Below are 21,184 nucleotides of genomic sequence, written 5' to 3'. Positions count from 1 at the left end.
GCAGCCTGACGGAGCACCAGGCCGTACCCCACCACCCCAGGGAGGAACAGGAAGACACCTCACCTGGCACTGCAGGCGAATCAGAGGTGTCGGCTCCGGAATCCGGCGACCCGCAGCCCGTGACCTGCGCGGACGCAGGATGCACTCGTGCAGGTCGGCAACCGGCCCGGCAACTCACCGCGCGACCGACCAGGCGACCCGTCGAGCAATCGGACCGGCCCCCGCCGCTCGAACACTTGGCAGAGCCACGTCTCACCGTTCCGACGGGGCCGCCGCAACCGGCGAACGAAGACCCGGCTGTACGCCATCACGGTGACGTACACGCCGCATCGGCGACGTACGCGGCCAGGGCGGCCGGAATCGCGCTCCTGACCCACGCCGGTCAGAGCCGGTGAGGCCACTTCCCGCTTTGGTAAGCCCGGTGGTAAGCGGCCCGTGACTGTGGTGAGTAAGCCGACCAGACGCACCACTGCCGGTCAACGGACGTTCAGGCCTGCATCACGACGACGCTGACGGTGAATGGGGTCTCCCGGACTTCAGTCAGGGTGCAGGCGTCTCCGAGGGCGGGTGCTTCCCACTCGATGGTCCACGTCACGGTGGCGCGGCCGGCGTAGCGCTGGTCGAGCTTGTCGTAGGCTGCGCGCTCGGCCGCGATCGTGACGATCGCGGACCGGTCCCGCCGGGTCCAGCACCACGCCAACCTCGACCTGCGCATGGACCACCTGCGCGCGGCCATCACCACGTACGACGCCGGCCACAGGCTGACCGAGGCGGACTTCGACCTCGCGTACCGGGTAGACGCGCTCGTTGCCGCGCACCAGGCGCTCCCGCTCGACTGACCTGAGAGGCCCCTCCCCGAGTGCTGCGGCGAGGGGCCTCGCTGTGTCAGCCGAGCACCGCGCCGGCCACGACCGGCAGGGCAAGCGCTGCCAGGACCGGCAGGCCGACCGCGGCCGCCTGCTGCTTCGCGTACCGGCTAGCGATGACCTGCACCGCCACTGCACCCAGGAGCGCAACCCAGGCCTTCTCCTGCTTCGACATCAAATTCACCTTCTCTCGGGAAAGTTGGAGGAGAGTGTGACAGGCAGGCCTGACACCTGCGCCAGACTGGGCAAATGCTACTAAATGGCACGGGCCGCCCAGTAAGCGTCCCGGGCCGATTCGTACCCCTTCTCCGCGCTCATGGCTGCCTCGTGCGCGTCGAGCTGCTCCGCGGTCAGGGCCGGAACGTTGCTGCTGGGGGAAGCGGAGCCACGGGGCGTATGACGTCGCGGAGATATTGGAAAGCCTCCGTAGCCCGCTTCAGCGCCGCCAGGTACTCCGCTTCGATCTCCTCGAACGTGGTCGACATGCGCCCTTACACAGCACAGCCCCGCTGGTTGGCGGGGCTGTGCTGCAGGGCGCAATCTGTCAGCTACGCATCGGGCTGCGCCGCTTCCTGGCCGGCAAAGCGGGCAGCGATGGCGCTGCGCAGCCCATCGCCGTCGGCGGCTGAGCCGTCGACCTGGCGCCGCAGACCCGCGACGGTTTCGCAGGCTGGGCTCGGCCTGGTTGAGGTCGAGGCGGATGCGCAGGGCCGCGCTCTGGTCCTTGTCTGAGATGGCCAGTGGAGAGAGTCATCGTCTGGACCAAGACCTGGCCAGCCCTCTGCATGGCCCGCTACAGCCCCAACAGACTCACGTCAATCGCCAAAGCCGGCCCCACCTTGGAGGCTCACCGCTGAAATGTCCACTTGGCCACACTTCCATGCCGGGCCGGCCGCCTTGATCAAGCCGTGGGGGAGCCCGGGGGCGCCCCCACACATACAACTGGAGCAGGCCAGCGTCAGCGCCCTGCTGGATGGCGGCCAGGCCCGGTTGCAGCACGGCGCCGGTAGCTGTGCATGCTCGCCAGTGGCCTCATGGCTGCTGGCGACGTCCTTCTACCTGGAGGTGCAATCCGTAGGGAGCGGCAAAGAGATTTGGCCGCTTGCTACGGATCCGGAAACCGTGAGCAGGCCTGAGCGACCAGCGCCGGGTGATCGATGAAAGCAGGTTGACAATCTCGCTCACTGCGAAGCGGTCGCCGATGCAACCACGTGCGCCTACTCCGAAAGGGATATAGGCGCGGCGGGAGACGGTCGGAGGTCGACCATCCCACCTGTCCGGATCGAAGGTGAGCGGATCTGAGTAGTATTGCGGGTTCCTGTGGATTTGGTACGGACTGAACATGATGCTCGACCCGGCAGGGAATAGATAGGAGCCCAGCACAGTCGACTCATCGGGGCTCCTGCTCAGCAACCAGTTTGAAGGATAGCAGCGGAGCGTCTCACTTATGAAGTTGCACGTAAATGGGAGATCGCCGAGATGGTTCTTAAAAGACACAGGGCCAGGAGGCAGGCTGTCGAGCTCTGCGTGAAGGCGGCGTTCGAGGTCAGGGCGTACAGACAGAACGTACATTGCCCAGGCAAGGGTGATCGCCGTAGTTTCCGTGCCTGCAGTAAACAGCGTGATGATCTGGTCGCATAGTTCTTCCTCTGTCAGTCGCGCCCCTCCCGTCCCGTCGCCCTGCATCAGGACACCCAGCAGTCCTTGCTCTGGGGTGTCCGAGTCGCGACTTGCCTGCAAGATCTGATGCGCTGCACGGCGGGTGCCGGCGACTGCAACAGCGAAGCGCCTATCGAGGCTCGGCACGATGCGACGCACCGGTTTCGGAACAACGACTTGCAGCGCCAGCAGGCGCGTCAGCTCCTTCACGACGCCAAGAAGGTAATCCACGTCGATGGCGTCGGTGACCGACGGCATCAGGGTGCGCGCCACGACTTGGTGAGTCATACGTCCGGCCTCTGCAAGGACGTCCAGCACCTGGCCGGCTTGCCAGCTCTGGCTGGCATGCTCGCCTTCGTCGGCCATCACTGACTCGGCAGCGCTGATCGACCGCGGTGAAAACGCGGGCTGCATCAATGTGCGCTGCTCGCGGTGTACGTGAGCGGGGCAGACTACGAGGCTGTTGGGTGCGACCGAACGTCCTGCCTCGTATACAGGACCGCCTTTGTCGAATGCGCCGTCTTTGTTGACCAGCATCTCGCGGACGAGGTCTGCATCACATACGAGATAAATGCTCCGGCCTGCCACCTTCATGCGAACGACGGGCGCAACGTTTGAGCAGCTTCGCAAGAATTTGAGGGGATCCCATAGGAGTGGCCCGAGATGTCCGGTAAGAACATGGGAACCCGGCGCCAGAGGCGGTTTACGCGTTCCGCTATGGAAAGAATCGCTTTGTGAAGGGCTGATGACCGTCATGAAACCTTCCCTCGAATGGGGCCCCTGGGTGATGAAGGCCTTATAGTCGCCACTACAGGATTCCCGTTTGGACAGCAGCGAAAATGGCGGGCGGCCCTGAGCTACACCTCTTGGTTTAAATTCTTTCGGAGGCAGAGATTACATTTCCCAGCACCAGGCGATAGCAGGATAGGATAGCGGGGCTACCGAGGACGGGGAATCGCTAAATTCTTGCGCCATGTCCCCTGCGTACTTGTACCAACTGTGCCGAGCGTGCTGTTCGTAGGCGAGTGTGGCGCTTATAACACTGAGAGTGTTATCGATGTGCTCGAGCAGCGTATCGGGTATTTCTCCCTTCTCTGCCCTGGCTCTGATTTCCAGGCAACGATACATTATGCTGTCCAGCATTCGAACAGACTGGGCTATGGCCTCACCCTCGGAGCATCGAGTATCCCGGATAAGCGAGGGAATGAAGTTGCACTGCTCCTCCGAGGCGTCCTTCCGATATCCCCTGACGTCATTTCGTATTCCGATGTGTGCAAGTACAAGACAATGCAAGGCGCGGACATCCAGCCGACTGTAAAGAAGATCAGGCACAGCTCGCTCGCAAACGATATCGTTCGAGAAGAAATACGGGGTGATCTGCATCGTCCGTACCCTTAACGGGATGTATTCATTGACACTGAGGTTGATCCCTCTGCTGTTTACCCATGTTTCTCGTATGATGCTCTGCAGGTCCTGGCGAGCAGATTCCAGCCACCTCTCGTACTGGACAGGATTTGCCAATTGCCGCAGTTGCGGAACCAGGTCCTCTAAAGCTCCCATGATATTGGGGTAATCTGCCAGAACTTTCGCGTTATGCACCTCCAGTGTGCATTCGACGCGTGCGATCAAGTCAGCCACAGCCCCGGGCTGCCGCGCCAACTCCTGGGGCATAAATTCCGCCACGACAGTCTGAAGCGAGAGGAACTTAGCGAAGGGAAGAATACGGTTCTCGTCGGCGGTCGGAGTGATAAGTCCGTGCCACCACGGAAACTGTGCATGCCGGGCGATCTTCCGGTATTGATCTGAAGGATATATTCCGAACCGGTCTGCCCAGTCAAAGCTCTCCTCTGTGATCCGCTCAATAGCTGCGTGCTCACGTACTGGGTAGGGGCAGTAAATTGCAGGCAGGTCGACGTCCATATGCTAAACCTCTGATAGCGATTTAACGGTTGGTCTCGGCTACACCAACTAATTTCAGTGTCCGAAGCGCCGCTCGCGCGCCAGAAACCAGTTGAGCGCATCGGTGAACGCCTCAACTGTGAATTCTGGCCAGGCAGTTTGGGTCACGTAGTACTCGGCATATGCCGCCTGCCAGGGCATGAAGCCGGACAAGCGGCACTCCCCTGAGGTGCGGATGACCAGGTCGATATCGGGTTGGCCAGCTGTGGAAAGGTAGCGTTCCAGATCATTCTCCGTGACGAGATCCCCAGCAGAATCTTCCTGCATCAGGGACCGCACGGCATTGACGATGTCAGTTCGTCCGTCGTAGGCAACGCCGACGTTGAGTGTTCCCCATGATTCACCTGTGGTTCTGTCGGCAATGGAAGCCAACTGAGCGGCCGCAGCGGCCGGAACCAGGTCAAGCTCCCCGATAATCCGAATATGCCACTTTCCCGTTTCCGCTATCGATTCCAGCCCCATCGCGACTGCACACAGGATCTGGCCGATAGCCTCGTTGGCACGGTAAAGGTTATCCCGAGACAGAGCGAATACCGTGACGGCAGGAATCCCCGAACTTTCACACCAGGTGACCAGATCACGCACCCGGGCAGCCCCCCGCGCGTAGGCTTCGGCGAGCGTAACGCCGTGATGGCGCGCCCAGCGGCGGTTTCCGTCAAGGATCACGCCGATATGCCTTGGCGTGCCCTGCTGCGCTGGTGTACTGCCATGTAGCTGCGCAGATAGTATCGAGGATTTGGCTGAAGGCGGCATAATGCTGGTTCTCCAACTAGCGGCAGCGAGGCGGCGTAATGCCTTAGGCCGACTGACCGGACAGTCCTTTGCCACGCTGCACCAAATGGACCATATCCGATTTTCAGGTACCTATATGGGCAAACTTCCGTGAGTTCGACAATTCACCTTTTGCGAGTATATGGGGTGAGTAATTGATACTCATTCTGGGGCGCAGTCCAAGGCCTGCCCAGGGCACGGCACGGGCGTACATGTCCTACCTGACGGACAAGTTCCTGGCAGACCCACCGGACTGGGCCAAGATTCTGCGGGGCTTCGTGCCACGGTTCTGGGAGTAGGCACTGAGGCCGGGCAGGGGGGACCTGCCCGGCCTCAGTGCCGTCGGGTCGGCCGAAGCCGAGCGCCTCCCGCGCGGAGTCGGCGGGAGCCGGTGTCGCGCAGTGCGTGGCAGACCCGGTGGAACGGGGAGGCGGCCCCGCACGACCGTCTCGCCGCCGCGTGCAGGGTGGCGGCCCCAACCCCCGCAGCAGCTCCTCCGGCCCGCAGTCCGTACGCAACGGGCGCCGCGAGATCAGCGTGAGAAGCCGGGCCGGGCACGACGGGCACGCGCTGGAAAGCATGATGAGTAGGCCGGCCCGCCCGTCAACGACCAGGGCAGCCGGCAGTACTCGTCGTAGTCGGACAGCACCTCGTCCGGGCGGCGCCGGCCGTGGGCGATCCGGCCCCTTGCCGCCGTGGCCCGCGCATCCTCGCAAAGACACCCGCCGCAGCAGGCACGAACTTTGCCGCGCCTCCCAGGCGGGCCTTCCCTTCGGCCAGGGAAAGGGCCAGAAACCGCCGCGTCATACGAAGTTCTTGTGGGGAGATACGAGCGGTCGTCAACCAAGAGTAATTAGGGAGTTACATGGGGTGGAAACACTCGTTCGAAGAGGCGATGAGACAGCTGGCTTCCGTTCAGAACCAGCTGAACGCCCTCAACGACCCGACCATCGGGCTCGCAGCGCTGCACGGCGAGATCACGCAGACCCGCATCAAGATCCAGGAGGTGGTCCTCACCGGCGTCACCGGACTGCGTGAAGAGAACCGGGAAGTCCGCCGCCGCCAGGACCGGATGATCAACGACCTCCACGACACCCGCGGCGAACTCCGCCAGCTGCTCGACCTCGCCAGCACCCTGCGCACCCTCACCGTTCCCTCAGTCCACGGTCAGGAGAAGGCCGACGGGCCGCCGGAGGAAGGGCCAGAGACCGTCCCCGCCCAGCCGGCAGACGCCCCCTCGGCCCCGGCTGGCCGCCGAACCGGTCCGGATTCCGCAGCCGCCGATTCACGCCAGCACGCCGAGACCGAGACCGAGCCCCAGGCACAGAGGGAGACCGTGGACCCCACCGAGCAGCAGCCGCAGCCCGTACGCACGGACAACGACCAGGACCTCGGCCTCAAGAAAGCCATCGAGGCTGCCTACCACGGTGCGGACATCTCCGCTGCCTCCTCCCCCGCCGTGCCGCACGCTCCCGAAATCCAGTCCGAGAACACCGAGGTCAGGCACGGAGTCCTGCTCCTCAGGGCCGCCGGTGTCGCCTCCGTCGAAGTCGTCGCGCACCGCGACAGCTGGGAATGGCTTTCCGGCCTGGCCACCGACCACGGCCACTTTCACACCCCGCCCGCCGTCGAGGACATCAAGGACGGCCGCGTCCAGACCGTCCTGTCCGGACGCTCCCTCATCGCCCTGCTGATCGAGCTGTGGAACACCCGCTCCACCGCGGCTCCGTTGGGAGCCGACTGGGCCCTGGCCACGACCTCCTACCACCGGATCACCGCCGAACTAGCCGATGTCACCGGCCAGGGCGACACCATTCGCATCGTCCTCGACGACGGACTCCCCCACACCACCGACGGCTGACATCTGTCCGCACGACAGGGGGGGCGCCCTCAGGCAAGCGGCTCCCCTGCCGTGCAGTTACTGGATCGGGGAGGACGGCCTGGACACCGGCTGTTCCGGAGATGATGCGAGCGCCCCTAGCTGTGAGCGATACATCAGTCACGCATCGTTCAGGAGACGTCCTCGGGGAGGTGCGGCCCTGGAGGAGAGCTGTGGCGGGCGCGACAGGAAGTCCGGCTGACTCAGTACTCGATGTCGAAGTAGTCGATGTCAGTGAGTCTGACTTCGGAGAGTCCTGCGGCGCGGGGGCCCCGTTGTCCTGGGAGTAGACCTCCTTGAATCCCTCGGCCATGATCGCGCGCTTCTGCTGGTCAGTGAGGCCTTGGACCTGGGCGTCGAAGAGGCGCTGGGCATAGGTAGCGGGGAGGTTGATGGTGAGGCGGCGGAGGCGGCCGTCGTCGGTAGTGCCGACGGGGGCGGTGTAGCCGAAGCGGGCGCGGGTGGAGACTTTGATGCCGGTGGTGGCGGCCTGCTTGCGCCGGCGTCGGCGGACACCTGGCAGCCAGCGGGCCTTGACGGCGGTCTCGATCCGGGCGGCGATGTTCTTGGGCGGGTTCTTTCGGGCGCCGCGCCGGGCGCGGAGCAGGCGTCGGTACTTGTCGTAGTCGTAGCCGCGGTCGGCGAACAGACGCCGTGGTCGGTGACGGGGCCGGCCCACCAGGCCGCGGATGAGGGGCCTCGCCACCCGGCACACCACTGTCCATCTCGGCATGCCCGACTTCCGCACCAGCGCGGGGCGCCTCAGCGCGGAGCAACTGGGGACTGAGAGTTCTGATCATTGACGTGCCTCACAAGCCCGTTCGAGGCACACCGACACGTGTTCCCAGCGCTTCTCCAGCCAGGAGCGTGCACCCTCGGCGGCCCGATGCCGCACGTTCTTACACAGATCCTTCAAGTCCTCCAGAAGCTCGGTCGTGGACGGTTCGCCGTCGTGGGCTCTGTGAAAGAGGTCAGCTTCGGCGGCCGCGGCGATAAGTTGGGCGAAGCTGAGCTTCCTAGCCGCTTGTTCACGAGCTCCTCCAGGACAAGCTCGCAAGCTGTGTGGAGTTCTTCAAGGAGCACTTCGGGAGCGATCTCAGGCCGAGGGTCACGAGGTCAAAGCCGAGGACGTGGCCCGGCTGTCCCCGCTGGGCAGCGCCCACCTCAACGTCCTGGGACGCTATTCGTTTTCTGCCTCCCAGCCAGGCGAAGGGCTGCGTCCACTGCGCGACCCAGACGCTCCAGAAGATGACCCCCAGGACAAGGTCCCAGCAGACTCCGAGTAAGCAGAGCGCTGCCCCTGCCCGCCCCTGAACCCAGCCAGCCCTACGGGGACCTCATCAAAGGGGCGTAGGGTCCAGACGAAGATCGGCAGTAACTGCGCGGCACTGCCGTGCAGAGCACCGCCAAAGGCGCCCTTGAGCGGCCGGAGGAGCCCGAACGGCCGGCGGTTTTCGGGGACCAGCCCGTGGTCTTCGGGGTGGGAAGCCATCTGGCCGCCGGTACCCCGGCCTGCGGAACTCCTTCTGGTCAGGATTCCTGAGAGCGGCAGGCGTTCAGAAGGGGAGCCAGGCGTCGCGCGGAAGCGGTCGGGCGGACAGCGAGGTAGGTCTGCAGGGCGGGTGCGGGCGGGGCGAACGGGCGGAAGGCGGTGCGGGCGGTGGGCAAGATCGCGGCCTTGGAGGAGTAGAACACGGTCCAGGAGGGCTTGCCGCTGCCGATGGCCGCGAGGGTGTTCTGGTCGGTGGTGAAGGCGGGGCCCATGACGGGCTCGAAGCCCGCGGCCCGGCAGGCGGTGGTGATCAGGTCGACCAGGTGCGGGTTGGCGTGGCGTGGCGCGATGCGCAGCGGCATGGAGGCCAGGTCGGCGATCTCGACGCGTTCGCGTGTGGCCAGCGGATGCGACGCGGGCAACGCCGCGACCAGTTCGTCCCGCCACACCGGGATCAGGTCGAGCCCCGGGCTCTGGCCGACCCCGCGGACGAAGGCGGCGTCCAGTGCGCCGTCCCGTACCCGTTGCAGCCGAGGCCCGGGTGGGGCGTTGTGCAGTTCCACCGTGACCTCCGGCGCATGGTGTGCCATGTCCGCCAACAGCTGCTCCAGGCGTGAGCCGAGACCGGTGTTGGTGCCGACACGCAACGTCGTGAGCTGGTCGGCGTGGAACGCGGTCATCGTCTCCAGTGCCGCTTCCTCGGCCGTCACGATGGCCCGGGCGCGCGGCAGGAAGGCGTGCCCCGCGGTGGTCAATGTGACGCTGCGGGTGGTCCTGTCGAACAGTTCCAGGCCGAGTTCGCCTTCCAGCCTGCGGACTTGCTGGCTGACGGTCGGCTGGACGACGCGCAGCCGTTCGGCGGCGCGTCCGAAGTGCAGTTCCTCGGCGACCGCGAGGAAATACCTGACCTGCCGCAACTCCATACCCACCCCTTTCACTCATTACGATCCGTGATCAGTGTATGAGTCAAGTGTGCCTTGATCGCCACAGCGCGGGGCGGTGAACTGGGCTACGCCACGGCTCAAGCCGTACGGCTTCAAGAAAGACCAGGAGGCAGCCATGCCCGCAGTGACCGTCCAGCAGGGCCCCCGCGACGTCGAGCTCAAGCGGGAGCTGATCAAAAAGATCACCGACGCTTTCGTCGAGACTTACCAAATCCCCGCTGCGACGGTGATGGTCTTCATCGAGGAGACCCCCACAGACAGCTTCGGCGTCGGCGGCAAGCTCGCCGCCGACAAGTGACACTACGCACGCCTGTGAGCGGACGCGCAATTCCCCGCCTCGGCTGCGTCAGGTGATCCTGGGCGGCACGCGCGGTGCTCGGACAGTTACGGTCCCTCCGTATGAAGATCAACGCTCCCTAAGGATCTTCAGAGTGGTCTCCGATCGGGTGACGGCCGCCTGCGGATAGCAGGCGAGGCCTTCGGGCAGTGGTTCGAGATGTCTGACGTCGCAACCGCTGCGACCGGAGGCCTCGTTGGTCCCTTATCCTGCCGCACTCGACCTGCCGCACGCGCTCGTGGAGTGGGTCACGATGCTGATCGTCACCCGTGAGGGTGACCGCCGATGCAAGCTGCGACCCTCGCAACGCGCCATCATCACCCTGGTCTACCTGCGCGAGCACACGACCTACGCGAAGCTCGCCGCGGGCTTCCGCATCAGCGAGGGCACCGCCCACGCCTACGTACAGAGCGTGATCAAGCTCCTCGCCTCGAAAGCACCGTCCCTCACGCAGGCCCCGCGCCGCGCGCGTCCCGAGTACGTCCTGGTGGACGGCACCATCGCCGAGTGCGACCGGGTCGGCGACCACGAACGCGACTACTCCGGCAAGGCCCGACGGCACGGCGTGAACATCCAGACCGTCACCGACCCCGCCGGCGAGCTCATCTGGTACTCACCCGCACTGCCCGGCCGCACCGTCGACATCACCGCCGCCCGCACCCACCGCATCGTCACCGTCTGTGAACGACTGCAGATCCCCGTCCTCGCCGACAAGGCCTACGCCGGCGCCGGCGGAACCTTCCAGGTCCCGTTCAAACGCCACCTCGGAAGGCCCCTCACCATCAGACAGGCAGCCGTCAACCGAGCACACGCCCGGCTCCGTTTCCCCGTCGAGCGGGCCTTCGCCCGACTCAAGGCCTGGCAGATCTTCCGCAAAGCACGGATCAGCCCCAACCGGCTCACGTCAATCACCAAAGCCATCCTCGCCCTCGAGAGGCGACGCTGAAGATCCTTCCTGAACCGGTCCTCCGCACGGCGGGCCCGGGATCACCGCTCCGCTCCATCGGCTGGTGCGGGATGCCGCCTGCGCGGAGCTCGCGCAGGTCCGGGATGTGGTTGTAGGACGCCGCCGCCCTGGTACAGGAAGCGACGGGCGTGCTGCATCGGTGCCTCGAGTGCCCGCCCGACCAACTGAACGACTGCCCCTCGCGCCAGCGTCTTCAGATCTCGTCTTGCTGAGCTGGTGAAAACCCGTAATCACGCGCCTGTGCCTCCACGATCACATGATCATCCGAAGGTGGTGCGTTGATCACTTGAGGGTGCCAACCGGGGCCGGCTGTCGTCCTCCAGCGTAAACGTTTGCAGGTCCTCGGAACTCGCTTCCCGAAGAGAGGTGGGATTGGCCTCTCACGTCTCCAGCGGGGTCCTCCCGCCCAGCGGGGCAGGCTGGTGGACGGTGTTCCACCACGACACCCAGGCCAGCAGCTGGCAGGTGAAGTCCTCGAAGCCGAGCAGCACCTCGTCCTTCGGGCGGGCAGGACGCTTGCCGGGGCGCGGCTGACGGGCGTAGCCGGGCAGCGCGGCCAGGAACATCGTCTCCACCGCCCGGTTCCGGCCCTCCACGGTGCCCTTGAGATGCGGGCCGTAGGCGGGCAGGTCCTCGACCGTCATGACCAGCGCGCCGAACGCCGCGGTCACCGTCTTGGAGGCGAATCGTCCGTGGACGGTCTGACCTGGCGATGATCCCGCCACCTGCCACGAGCCCGACTGGCTGGCGGCAGAAGTGGTTCGATCACCGCCCACGCAGCGTCAGAAATCTCGCCATCCCTCACAACCGGACCAACGATCCGATGATCGGAAAGACACTTCCTATTACTGCAACGGTCTTTAGGCCAGGATCTCGTTGTGATTGTTGATCCAGGATTTTCCGGTATAGCAGTAAGGGTCTGCCGATCATCAAGGTGTTGCTTTCAGAGCTCGGGCTCGTTGGTGTCGTATGCGCATCCCGGACGAGACTCGTGATCAACTTGCCGTGAAGTTCGCGGTGTTGTTCCCACACCTGGACGAACGACAGCGGCGGCTGCTGATGGCCGCGGAGGCCCGAGGACTGGGCCATGGCGGCATTCGGGCCGTGGCCCGGGCGGCCGGGGTGAGCGGGACGACGGTTCGCAAGGGCATGTCCGACCTGGAGACAGGCCAGTTCCTGACCGGGCGGGTGCGGCGGCCGGGCGGCGGACGCAAACGCGTCGCGGACCTCGACCCTGGACTGCGGGGTGCCCTGCTGAGCCTGGTCGAGCCGGACGAACGTGGTGATCCGATGTCGCCGTTGCGGTGGACGACGAAGTCGACCCGCACGCTGGCGGCCGAGCTGACCCGTCAGGGTCACCGGGTCGGTGCGGACACCGTCGCCGGTCTGCTGCGGCAGGAGGGGTTCCGGCTGCAGGCCAATGCCAAGACACTCGAGGGCAGCCAGCATGCCGACCGGGATGCCCAGTTCCGGTATCTCAACGAGCAGGCACGTGATCACCAGGATGCCGGCCAGCCGGTGATCAGCGTGGACACCAAGAAGAAAGAGCTGGTCGGCGACTTCCACAACCATGGCCGTTCCTGGCGGCCCACAGGCGAACCGGTGCCGGTCCGCGTCCACGACTTCGCCGATCCGCTGCTGGGCAAGGCCATCCCTTATGGCGTCTACGACCTGGCGGCCAACACCGGCTGGGTCAATGTCGGCACCGACCACGACACCGCCGCGTTCGCGGTGGAGTCGATCCGACGCTGGTGGCACGGTCAGGGCCGGGCCGACTACCCGCAAGCTTCCCGGCTGCTGATCACCGCCGATGCGGGCGGGTCCAACGGCTATCGCGCCCGGGCCTGGAAACTCCACCTCGCCCGCCTGGCCGCGGAAACCGGGCTGGTCATCACGGTCTGCCACCTGCCGCCGGGCACGTCGAAGTGGAACAAGATCGAGCACCGGCTCTTCTCCCACATCACGATGAACTGGCGCGGTCGCCCGCTGACCAGCCACGAAGTCATCCTCGAGTCGATCGCCGCGACCACCACCCGCACCGGACTGCGGGTGAAGGCCGAGCTGGACACCAACACCTACCCCACCGGCGTCGGTGTCGGCGACGCGGAGATGGCGGCCCTGCCGCTGACCCGGCACACCTTCCACGGCGAGTGGAACTATGCCCTGCACCCCCAGCCGAGCCCGGCCGTCCCGGCAGCCCGCAACGGCCGGCCACCGACACCGCCGTGGCACTCGGCGCTGCTGTCCGACCCCGAACTGACGGGCCTGACTCCACACCAGCTGCAGAACCTCATCCACACCCTGGCCGCGAAGGGCCTTCCCCGCCGCGGACGCCCACCCCGCCTCACCTTCGCCGACCAGGTCCTGGCCACCGTGCTCCACCTGCGCGTCAACCTGGCCGCGGAACCTCTTGCCGTTCTGTTCAACAGCAGCCGCACCGCAATGCACCGCACCCTGCTGAAGATCAGGAAACTGCTTGAAGCACAGGGCATCATCATCTCGCCGGCCGTCATCCCACCGACCGCCCTGCCAGCCCTTCGAGCCCGAGTGGCCGCCCAAAGCAGCAGCCCCAACAGCAAGATCAAAGCGGCAGGTTAATGATCGGCAGACCCTAAGAGACCTCTTCGCCATTGGTAGCGTGTTCAGTCTGAGGCGACTCTTCAGGAAGATGCTGCAGATCGGCGATGTCGGGCATTGGCTCACGTCTCCTTCGGTGTTTCAGAGGTTGTACCGCCCATCCTCAAAGCGAAAATGCGCAGCAGCATCAGCACCGGCTACTCCACTCGTTTCTCGAGTCTCCCGACCGCCAGGAGCGCTTCCATGTTGTCAGGCGGGGGGTGAGACATTGAGCTTCTTCAGAGTGGCCACCGATCGGGTGACGATTGGGCCCACGAGAGCTTTGCGCTGCCGCAGCTCAGAGGGCAGTCAACCTCAGCCAGCCACTCATCCTCTGGAGTGACCGCTGAAGAAGCTCATTCTTCACGCCTGCGTCCGGGAAGGTGCCGCTGGTGCCAGACGTGGCCGCTCAGTTCAGCGGCGGCGCTTTCAGCCCGCACGGTACCGCCGACGACGCGCTCGCTGAGGTAGGCAAGCCCGGCAACATCCTGGCCGTGGCCAGAGGAGAACGTAGTGCGTTTGGGCGAGACGGCCATATGGCGCGACGTGCACCGCTCGGGGGGTCTCTATGTTTTTCGTCAAGGACGTGATGCCGGGTATGAGTCTGTTTGCGATGGTCATACGGCGAGGGTGACAGGGGACTCTGGACTCGTAGAAGGTGCCGTCTCGGAGCATGGCGAACAGGACGCTGATGCGTTGGCGGGCGAGCCTCAGGAGAGCCTGGGTGTGGGTTTGCCGCGGGCGCGGCCCACAGCTCCGGCACCCCCACGTCCGCCCGAGGCTCCAGCGACATCCTTCTCAACCCTCCCACGTTCACAGCAACCATGGAGGACCAACAACACCCCGCCTGCCCGAAGCACGCCCTTCTCAGCAGAGTCCTAAAGAGCGAAGCACTGCGCAAGATCAGAGGTAGAAGCCGCCTGCGGCCTGGTTTAGCGTCAACGCCTTCTTCGTCCCGACAGCGGAGGCTGGCGCCGACTGGGAACTGGTACGTGAACTTCGAGCACCCAACGTGCCGGGTTGTTCGCACACGCGGTGCGGTGGACGGCCTGGAGGTGGGAACCGGCCTGGCCCACACAGCGCTCTGCCTCGCAGCGGTAGTTGTCACCGGCGACGGCAGTCGACCTGCCGGCTTCGCGCCGGAATCTCAGTGCTATCTGCCACCAGATGCGCGCGCTTGTTGTCACCAATCGCAGGTTCGCAGCCGTAGTTGTCACACCTCAATGCGCGAGCGAGTCGGTGACCTGGAGCGTCATGCAGACGTCGACCTGTGCCGTGACACGCTAGTCGGAACTGCCAAGTCGGGCTGGCCTGGCTCTTTGCGTCGCAAGCGCCACGCTAGTGTCCTGCGCCGGAGATCCATGGTTAGTTTGTGCATGACTGAGCGTTTTCAGCGTTGCCTCTCCAGGGTGAGGACGGCTTTGGTGATGACGGTCATGCGGTTCGGGCTGATGCGGGATCTGCGGAAGATCTGCCAGGACTTCAGCCGTGCCATGCCGCGTTCGACTGGTGCCCGGGCTGCGGCCAGAGCCCGGTTGACGGTGCGCTGGGTGAGGGTGAGCTCACCACCCGGTGGTCGTTTGAGTCCGGTGGTGACCCAGGGGCCGGCGCCCTGGTATGCGCGGTCGGCGAGGACCGGGACGCCCTGACGCTCGCAGGTCTGGATGATGCGATGGGTGCGGGCCGCGGTCAGATCGTGGGTGCGGCCGGGCAGCGCGGGCGAGATCCGCAGGATCTCGCTGGCGGGGTCGGTGACGACCTGGACGTTCACGCCGTGCCGGCGGTGCTTGGCCGAGTAGTCGGCCCGGCTGTCGCCGACGCGGTCGCACTCGGCGAGGGTCCCGTCCAGGAGGACGAAGTCCGGATCGTCTCGCGCAGAGTCTTGAGCAGGCCCGGCGCCCGGTCGGCGAGCAGGCCGGTGACGGCGGTGACCCGTATGCGTGGGCGGTGCCGACGGATATCCCGAAGCCGGCCGCGATCCGGGTGAGTGTGTCGTGGCAGCGTAGGTACACCAGAGCGACGAGCGCACGCTGGTGGGGCGGGAGCTTGCACCTGCGGTCACCCTCGCGGGTGACGATGAGCATGGTGACCCACTCGACCAGGGCGTGTGGGAGGTCGAGTGCGGCAGGATAGGGAACCAACGAGGCTCCTGTGCCGGTGGGTTGAGACTTCGAACACCTCCCCCAACGGCACGGGAGCCTTGTGCGTTGCGGCCCTCACCTCGGGCTCGCCGCCGTCACCCGATCGGTGGCCACGCTGAAAGAGCTCACTGCTTCTGCGGATGTGCCGGTGCCTCGTCGCGGTCCGAAGTTGGAACCGTTGTTGTTGTCGCCCGATGAGCGTGTGGTGTTGGAGCGTTGGGCCCGCAGGGAGCCGGTGTTGCCGATGATGCCCGGCATGCCCGAGCGCCGCACTCATGACTACGTCCGCAACGGTCTGACCACCTTGTTCGCAGCCTTCGACGTCGCGACCGGTGAAGTCATCACCTCACTGCACCGCCGGCACCGGGCCGCGGAGTTCAAGAAGTTCCTCATCAAGATCGACAAAGAGGTCCCCGGGCACCTTCAGGTCCACCTGATCTGCGACAACTACGGCACCCACAAGACCCCGGCAATCAAGGCGTGGCTGGGCAAACACCCACGGTTCCACCTGCACTTCACACCCACCGGCTCCTCCTGGATCAACCAGGTGGAGCGATGGTTCGGCTTCCTCGCAGACCAGAAGATCCGGCGAGGCGCCCACAAGAGTGTGTGCTCCCTGGAAGCCGACATCCGCGCCTGGGTCAAGCAGTGGAACGAAAACCCGACCCCGTTCACCTGGACCAAAACAGCCGAAGAGATCCTCGACTCACTCACCCGTTTCTGCCAACGGATCTCCGGCGCAGGACACTAGCGGAACTGATTTGACAGGGTTACTGGCACCGATCGATCAGTTGTCATCCTTGTTGGCGCCAGATCCGAATTCCTGGCTTGAGGGGGTGAAGGCGGTTGCTCTCCTGGAGGCGTGGAACAAAGCGATGACCGGCGCTGTCGGCTTACGCCTCAACGTCCCACCCGAATCCGGCAGTGAAGTTGTGGTCGTATCAGGTCGGCGTCAACACCACCTGGCCGGTCCCTGAACAGAGCGATCCCGTGAGCTCTTTCAGAGTGGCTACTGATCGGGTGCCCCAGGCCGAGTCAGGATGAGGACCGCAACGCGTAAAGCTCCCGCGCCGTTGAGGGGGTGTTCGAAGTCTCACCCCATCGACTCAGGAGCCCTGTTGGTTCCCCATCCTGCCGCACGCGACCCGCCTCATGCTCTGGTCGAGTGGGTACTCGAGGGCCGCCGAGCGGAACGCGAGGCCTACGTCGGCCAGTTCGCCGATGGCCGCTGGCACGCAGAAATCACCGGCAGACTCACCGAAGACGACTGGGTCGTAGACCACGAAACAGCCCACGGCCTCGCCCCCGAGCCCCTCCGCGTCCTCGTGGCATACCTGGTCCGGGACGGATACATCGACCGCGCCGAATCCCTCGGCTGACCAGCTCCGCCGCACTGCTGTGCGGCGGCGGCCATCCCGCCCGGCAGACCGAACCCAAGCCCGGCACCAGGAACCGCGCACTGCCAGATCCAGACCGGTTCTCCGAAAGTCCCTGTCGATGAGTCCACGCTCCCTGACGACCGGACGGGATCCTACGACCGCCCCCAGACCGCCTCATCCCTGAAACCAGAACTGGAGACAACGTGGCAGAGCCGCCGAAGGGGCTCGACGGCGGTTGGAGCGGTGATGGCCGCTCATGGACCTGCATTCCATGAGCGGCCTTGGTGGTGCTGGCAGTCAGTCAGTCCCCAAATCAGTAGGCATCAGCCAGAAGACCCATGGAACCGGGACGTGACTCGACCGCTCCCGGAGGAATCACGACCAGACCTTTTGGTGAGTACTCGTGCTGATCTTGATGTCGCTGCCGTCTCCATCTGCCGCATTACTTGCTGTTGTGGTGACTGCGAGGAGGGCGGAAGCTGCAAGGAAGGTAGCCGCCAGGCGTCGAAGCATAGCTGGAGTGTCCTTTCTGGTTGATGTTTAAGTGCATTGATTAGTATTTCGTAAGCAAGGTGCCCTGCTATAGGTAGCTGCTACCCAAATGCGCCGCGTCCATCTCGAACACGCCTGCATCCGCTGCCCGATGCTGAGCATCAACTCGAAGACGCTGCCACACCTCGACGAGCTTGAGGAGGACCTTGTGACCCGCCGCCGGGGGGCAATCGATGAGAAATGGAACCCGTCGTGGTCTGCCGAGTGACAGGGCCACTTCGCGGTGGTGCGGGAGATTCTCGCGGAAGAGACCATCCTCGCGCACGCCGGAGGGAGGTGGACGGTGAGCCTGTGGAAGCGTCCGTCGTCGATGCTGCCCGCCGGCGCGGTGTAGCCGAAGTGGGCCCGGGTCTCCACGGTGATCCCGCCAGTGGCGGCGGCCTTCCTTGGAAAGCGGACAATTGACCGTGGGTCTGACCACAGCCGACCTGGGCGAGAACAGCCCTGGCGACAACAGCGCGAAACCCACTGCCGACCCCGCCCGGACAGCCCCGCCGAGCACCGCGGCCAGGGCCCTGCAGGCAAGACCCCGGGGCGGGAGGCCGGGAAAACGCCATCCCGGCAGCTCCCCGCTCCAGCCCCCTTGGCCACAGCCTGGAAACAGGAGGGCCGTCCACACGGCTCAGAAAAGGAGCCAACGGCCCCGGCACTGAGGCGCAGAACCGGACCGCTGACTACGCAGCCCAGGCGTGGGGCGCCCGGACCTGTGCACGCGTCACACAGCGCAACGCCCCACACCCCGCAAAGACACGCACCACGTCAACACGACGTTTCCCCTTCACTCGGGAAGATGAGCGATGCAGCGCGGCCAGTCCCCTGCCCGGCCAACCTGACCCCCGGACGCAACAGACACGGGCACCTTCACCACCCCCGACCAGACCGCCAAGAACAATCGGCAGCGTTCATCGCTCATCGACACCACGGCGAGGGCAACCAGGCCGCCCGCCCCAAGGAGAGGGTGAGAGGAACTTCGCCTTGGCCCTACAGAACCGCACCACTCACCTCCGGCTGGCAAGCACCGCCCGCCGGGCCTGTCAGAGATCCAGAACCTCCAATTGCTATCGACTGAGAGGTTCGGGGCCGGAATCAGGTGACCCATGGCCCGTGACCTGTGCGGACACAGGACGCGCTCGTGCAGGTCAGCAACCGGCCGGGCAACCTGTACCGCAACCAGCCAGGCAACTCACCTCGCGATCCACCAGGCAACCCGCCGAGCAACCGGACCGACCCGCCGCTCGAACGCCTCGCGGAGCACTTCTGTCTGCCGGGCCTCGGCCAGGGTTCCGGCGTCGCCGAGCGCCGCTGCGGACCACTGGACGGTCCATGTGGCGGTCTCGCGGTCCTTGTGCCGCTGGTCGGGCTTGTCGTAGGCGGCGCGGTTGTAGCGGTGGCCGCATTCCGGGGACGGGGTCTTGCCTCGGTCCGGGGCGTAGCGGGTGCCGGGGCCAGCGCAGGTGATGGTGGCCGTCGCCCATGTCCCAGCGGACCGACGACACCTTCGCCGTGGCGGCCGCCGGCGCCGCCGCCGACGGCCGCGGACGCCGTGATGGGGCCTAAGGGTGCTCGAGGACGGGGTGACCCACATCCACATCGGCATACCGACGCACTCGCCAGCCCCCGGCCCGGCTGAGCGCAGAGAGAACGCCGGCGGTCGGCGGTCGGCGCCAGTCCGGCTTGAAGCCCGGATGGGATGCTTCCGGGTGGAGTTACAGCAGTCGCCCTCGTCAGTGCTGGAGGACGGGTGGGTTCCAGGGGGAGAGGGTTTTCAGCCGGTCGAGGGTGTAGCGGAGCCGGGGGTGCAGGCCGGCCAGGTGCAGGCGGGTGTGGGCGGCGTGGGTCTGGTCGGTGAGGCGGCGCAGTGCGTGCAGGCCCGTCACGTCGCAGAAGGCGAGGGCGGTGAGGTCGAGGCAGAGGAGGTCTGGCCCTGCGGCCAGTGCGGAGGAGACGGCCCGGTCGAGGAGCGGGGCGGTGGCGATGTCGAGTTCTCCCTCGAGGCGGAGCAGGACGGTGCCGCCCCACCACACGGTGTGGGCTTGCAGCAGCTGGTCCGCTCGCACGGGCGCCTCCGGCTCCATGGGACGCAACAGGCTTCCAGTCTCCTCTTCCGCTTGTTTCAGTGCGGGCTTTTGCAGGATGCGGGACGGACGTCAGGCTGCGTCGAGGCCCGCCCAGTGGTCGATCAGCCCGTCGAGACCGGCCTCGGTCCCGGTGCCGGTGTGGCCGGCGAGGGCGGAGACGATCTGGTCACCCCGGCCATGCTCGTCCTCGGGCCGGGCGGCGGCCCAGCTGCCGTGGCCGGCTTCCGTGCGCGGCCCGCCGTCGGTGACATGAACCTGGACCCGGCCCGAGGCGTCCACCGAACCCTGCAGATGCAGGACAACCGGCGGAAGCGCATGAGTGACAGCGTTCGTGACCAGCTCGGAGACGACCAGCAGCGTGTCATACACCCGGTCCGCGTCCAGCCCCCAGGCCTCCAGCACCGGCCTCACCGCGTGACGGGCAGTGGCCGGGGCAAGCGGCCCGTGCTCCAGAGACAGGCTGAACCCGCGCCCGCCATCCGGCACGGCAGACAGCGCGGAACGCTGCTGTCCGTTACGGGAGAACGTGGTCGTCGTCATCGGGATCACTGCCTGCCAGTGGGTCTGGAAGTACCTTCTCTGGTACTTCCAGCACACTCCCCCACAGCACAGAAACCCTGAGCAAGCAATACCCAAAAACAGGAAAAACGGACATCGGAAGAGTCTGGGCCCTCAGCGCCGAACCCAGCAAAACAGCCTCCCGCAACGACACCACGGAGCCACCGCCGAGCCCTGCCCAGACAGCCCTGCCAAGCACCGACCAGGACCTTCACAAAGACAGAAACCGGGAGACCGCCGTACCGCCAGCTCCCCAGGCCACGACGAAACAGGAGCCGCCGTCCACACGGCCCAACGCAGGGCCGCGGCTCTATGGGGTCGGCCCCGGTGCCGCGGCATCGAACGGGGCCGCAGACTGCACAGGTCCGGCCGCGGGGTGCCCGGACCTGTACGCCCCCGCGCCCCCAGGGACACCCGCCACGTCAACGTGGCGGTTCTCCCACCGCCTGGAAGGATGAGCCGATGCAGCCCCTGCCCGTCCCCTGCCCCGCCCATCTGATCCCGGACGCGACAGACCCGGACACCTTCAACACCGTCTACCAGGCCGCGAAAAAGGAGCAGGCGGGCCAGTACACGGATGTCGTCGTATGCGTAGCGGTCCGGCTGCTGGCGGCGCTGCCGCTGGGGCATGCACAGCCAACAGGTGGGACGGCCCGGCGGTACCGCTCCCAGAGCACGGCTGGGCACCGGGCCTCACCCACGCACGCCATATCGGCACGGGCTGCCACCGACTCTACGGGACCGGCACCGTACCGGGCCGTCCGAGACGCCGCCGGGCGGGCCGGGGCTCCGGCGGTGTGGCGGCCAGTTCGGCGGTCCAGTCGCCGGTGGCGGCACGTTCAGCGGCCGTCCGGGCTCGCGGGTCGCGTGCAGCCGGCTCGGAGATCTCAGGGCCGGGACCGAGGGCCCGGCGTCGTGCGGTACTCACTGCTCCAGTCTCCCCCGCGCCCAGTGGCCCGCGTGGACTCCCCAGTACCTGCCGCACT

At 65.9% G+C, this 21,184-nt stretch carries 16 protein-coding genes and 5 pseudogenes; 8 read left to right on the top strand and 13 right to left on the bottom strand.

Annotated features, from left to right (window positions below):
• Nucleotides 1-487: 487 nt before the first annotated feature.
• Nucleotides 488-715: a hypothetical protein gene (locus OG462_RS44705; RefSeq protein WP_406066918.1), complete on the bottom strand. Its 228-nt coding sequence runs from the start codon at nucleotides 713-715 to the stop codon at nucleotides 488-490.
• On the opposite strand from OG462_RS44705, the gene OG462_RS44700 reads away from it, so the two are divergent.
• The gene (locus OG462_RS44700) at nucleotides 657-839 is read left to right on the top strand and encodes a 4a-hydroxytetrahydrobiopterin dehydratase (RefSeq protein ID WP_406053480.1); all 183 of its coding nucleotides are present in this window, start codon (nucleotides 657-659) and stop codon (nucleotides 837-839) included. The two genes, OG462_RS44705 and OG462_RS44700, sit on opposite strands and share 59 nt — an antisense overlap.
• A 46-nt stretch (nucleotides 840-885) precedes the next feature.
• On the opposite strand, the gene OG462_RS44695 is transcribed toward OG462_RS44700, so the two are convergent.
• From OG462_RS44695 to uppS, 4 genes are all read right to left on the bottom strand, one after another.
• Nucleotides 886-1,041: a hypothetical protein gene (locus tag OG462_RS44695; protein ID WP_406053482.1), complete on the bottom strand. Its 156-nt coding sequence runs from the start codon at nucleotides 1,039-1,041 to the stop codon at nucleotides 886-888.
• Nucleotides 1,042-1,898: 857 nt separating this feature from the next.
• Nucleotides 1,899-3,281 carry a cytochrome P450 gene (locus tag OG462_RS44690; protein ID WP_406053484.1) on the bottom strand — a complete coding sequence of 461 codons (1,383 nt, stop codon included), beginning with the start codon at nucleotides 3,279-3,281 and terminating at the stop codon, nucleotides 1,899-1,901.
• A 138-nt stretch (nucleotides 3,282-3,419) separates the two neighbouring features.
• Complete coding sequence (locus OG462_RS44685) at nucleotides 3,420-4,445, bottom strand: terpene synthase family protein (protein ID WP_406053486.1); 1,026 nt, start codon at nucleotides 4,443-4,445, stop codon at nucleotides 3,420-3,422.
• A gap of 54 nt (nucleotides 4,446-4,499) precedes the next feature.
• Nucleotides 4,500-5,237: a polyprenyl diphosphate synthase gene (uppS, locus tag OG462_RS44680; protein WP_406053488.1), complete on the bottom strand. Its 738-nt coding sequence runs from the start codon at nucleotides 5,235-5,237 to the stop codon at nucleotides 4,500-4,502.
• A gap of 913 nt (nucleotides 5,238-6,150) precedes the next feature.
• Between uppS and OG462_RS44675 the strand changes: the two genes are divergently transcribed.
• On the top strand, nucleotides 6,151-7,116 hold the full coding sequence (locus tag OG462_RS44675; protein WP_406053490.1) for a hypothetical protein: 966 nt from the start codon (nucleotides 6,151-6,153) through the stop codon (nucleotides 7,114-7,116).
• A gap of 221 nt (nucleotides 7,117-7,337) precedes the next feature.
• Here OG462_RS44675 and tpg read toward each other — a convergent pair.
• A pseudogene (gene tpg, locus OG462_RS44670) lies at nucleotides 7,338-7,735 on the bottom strand (telomere-protecting terminal protein Tpg); the annotation flags it as partial.
• A gap of 496 nt (nucleotides 7,736-8,231) precedes the next feature.
• Between tpg and OG462_RS44665 the strand changes: the two are divergent.
• A pseudogene (locus OG462_RS44665) lies at nucleotides 8,232-8,420 on the top strand (hypothetical protein); the annotation flags it as partial.
• A 244-nt stretch (nucleotides 8,421-8,664) separates the two neighbouring features.
• Here the strand turns inward: OG462_RS44665 and OG462_RS44660 are convergent.
• Complete coding sequence (locus tag OG462_RS44660) at nucleotides 8,665-9,549, bottom strand: LysR substrate-binding domain-containing protein (RefSeq protein ID WP_406053492.1); 885 nt, start codon at nucleotides 9,547-9,549, stop codon at nucleotides 8,665-8,667.
• 136 nt (nucleotides 9,550-9,685) lie between these two features.
• Here OG462_RS44660 and dmpI point away from each other — a divergent pair, with 136 nt between their 5' ends.
• Both dmpI and OG462_RS44650 read left to right on the top strand, forming a co-directional pair.
• The gene (dmpI, locus tag OG462_RS44655) at nucleotides 9,686-9,868 is read left to right on the top strand and encodes a 4-oxalocrotonate tautomerase DmpI (protein WP_406053494.1); all 183 of its coding nucleotides are present in this window, start codon (nucleotides 9,686-9,688) and stop codon (nucleotides 9,866-9,868) included.
• 235 nt (nucleotides 9,869-10,103) lie between these two features.
• Nucleotides 10,104-10,853 carry a transposase family protein gene (locus OG462_RS44650; protein WP_406053496.1) on the top strand — a complete coding sequence of 250 codons (750 nt, stop codon included), beginning with the start codon at nucleotides 10,104-10,106 and terminating at the stop codon, nucleotides 10,851-10,853.
• Nucleotides 10,854-11,254: 401 nt separating this feature from the next.
• Here OG462_RS44650 and OG462_RS44645 read toward each other — a convergent pair whose 3' ends face one another.
• Nucleotides 11,255-11,545 (bottom strand): hypothetical protein, encoded by a 291-nt coding sequence (locus OG462_RS44645; protein ID WP_406053498.1) that lies wholly within the window; start codon nucleotides 11,543-11,545, stop codon nucleotides 11,255-11,257.
• A 298-nt stretch (nucleotides 11,546-11,843) separates the two neighbouring features.
• Here OG462_RS44645 and OG462_RS44640 point away from each other — a divergent pair, with 298 nt between their 5' ends.
• Nucleotides 11,844-13,472, top strand: a complete 1,629-nt coding sequence (locus tag OG462_RS44640; RefSeq protein ID WP_406053500.1) for an ISAzo13 family transposase — start codon at nucleotides 11,844-11,846, stop codon at nucleotides 13,470-13,472.
• Nucleotides 13,473-14,880: 1,408 nt separating this feature from the next.
• On the opposite strand, the pseudogene OG462_RS44635 reads toward OG462_RS44640, so the two are convergent.
• Nucleotides 14,881-15,631 (bottom strand): annotated as a pseudogene (locus OG462_RS44635) (transposase family protein).
• A 163-nt stretch (nucleotides 15,632-15,794) separates the two neighbouring features.
• Between OG462_RS44635 and OG462_RS44630 the strand changes: the two are divergent.
• A pseudogene (locus tag OG462_RS44630) lies at nucleotides 15,795-16,382 on the top strand (IS630 family transposase); the annotation flags it as partial.
• A gap of 367 nt (nucleotides 16,383-16,749) precedes the next feature.
• Complete coding sequence (locus tag OG462_RS44625) at nucleotides 16,750-17,010, top strand: hypothetical protein (protein ID WP_406053502.1); 261 nt, start codon at nucleotides 16,750-16,752, stop codon at nucleotides 17,008-17,010.
• Nucleotides 17,011-17,799: 789 nt separating this feature from the next.
• Here OG462_RS44625 and OG462_RS44620 read toward each other — a convergent pair.
• From OG462_RS44620 to OG462_RS44605, 4 genes and pseudogenes are all read right to left on the bottom strand, one after another.
• Nucleotides 17,800-17,958: pseudogene (locus OG462_RS44620) on the bottom strand (XRE family transcriptional regulator); the annotation flags it as partial.
• 1,328 nt (nucleotides 17,959-19,286) lie between these two features.
• Nucleotides 19,287-19,619, bottom strand: coding sequence for an STAS domain-containing protein (locus OG462_RS44615; RefSeq protein WP_406053504.1), 333 nt, complete (start codon nucleotides 19,617-19,619; stop codon nucleotides 19,287-19,289).
• A gap of 90 nt (nucleotides 19,620-19,709) precedes the next feature.
• On the bottom strand, nucleotides 19,710-20,180 hold the full coding sequence (locus OG462_RS44610; RefSeq protein WP_406053506.1) for an ATP-binding protein: 471 nt from the start codon (nucleotides 20,178-20,180) through the stop codon (nucleotides 19,710-19,712).
• 751 nt (nucleotides 20,181-20,931) lie between these two features.
• Entirely contained in the window at nucleotides 20,932-21,126 is a 195-nt protein-coding gene (locus OG462_RS44605) for a hypothetical protein (RefSeq protein WP_406053508.1), read from the bottom strand.
• Nucleotides 21,127-21,184 lie beyond the last annotated feature (58 nt).

It is taken from the genome of Streptomyces sp. NBC_01077, from assembly GCF_045162855.1.
Lineage (GTDB): Bacteria > Actinomycetota > Actinomycetes > Streptomycetales > Streptomycetaceae > Streptomyces.
The sequence above is the reverse complement of the archived record's forward strand: the minus strand, read 5'-3'. Positions and strand labels throughout refer to the sequence as shown.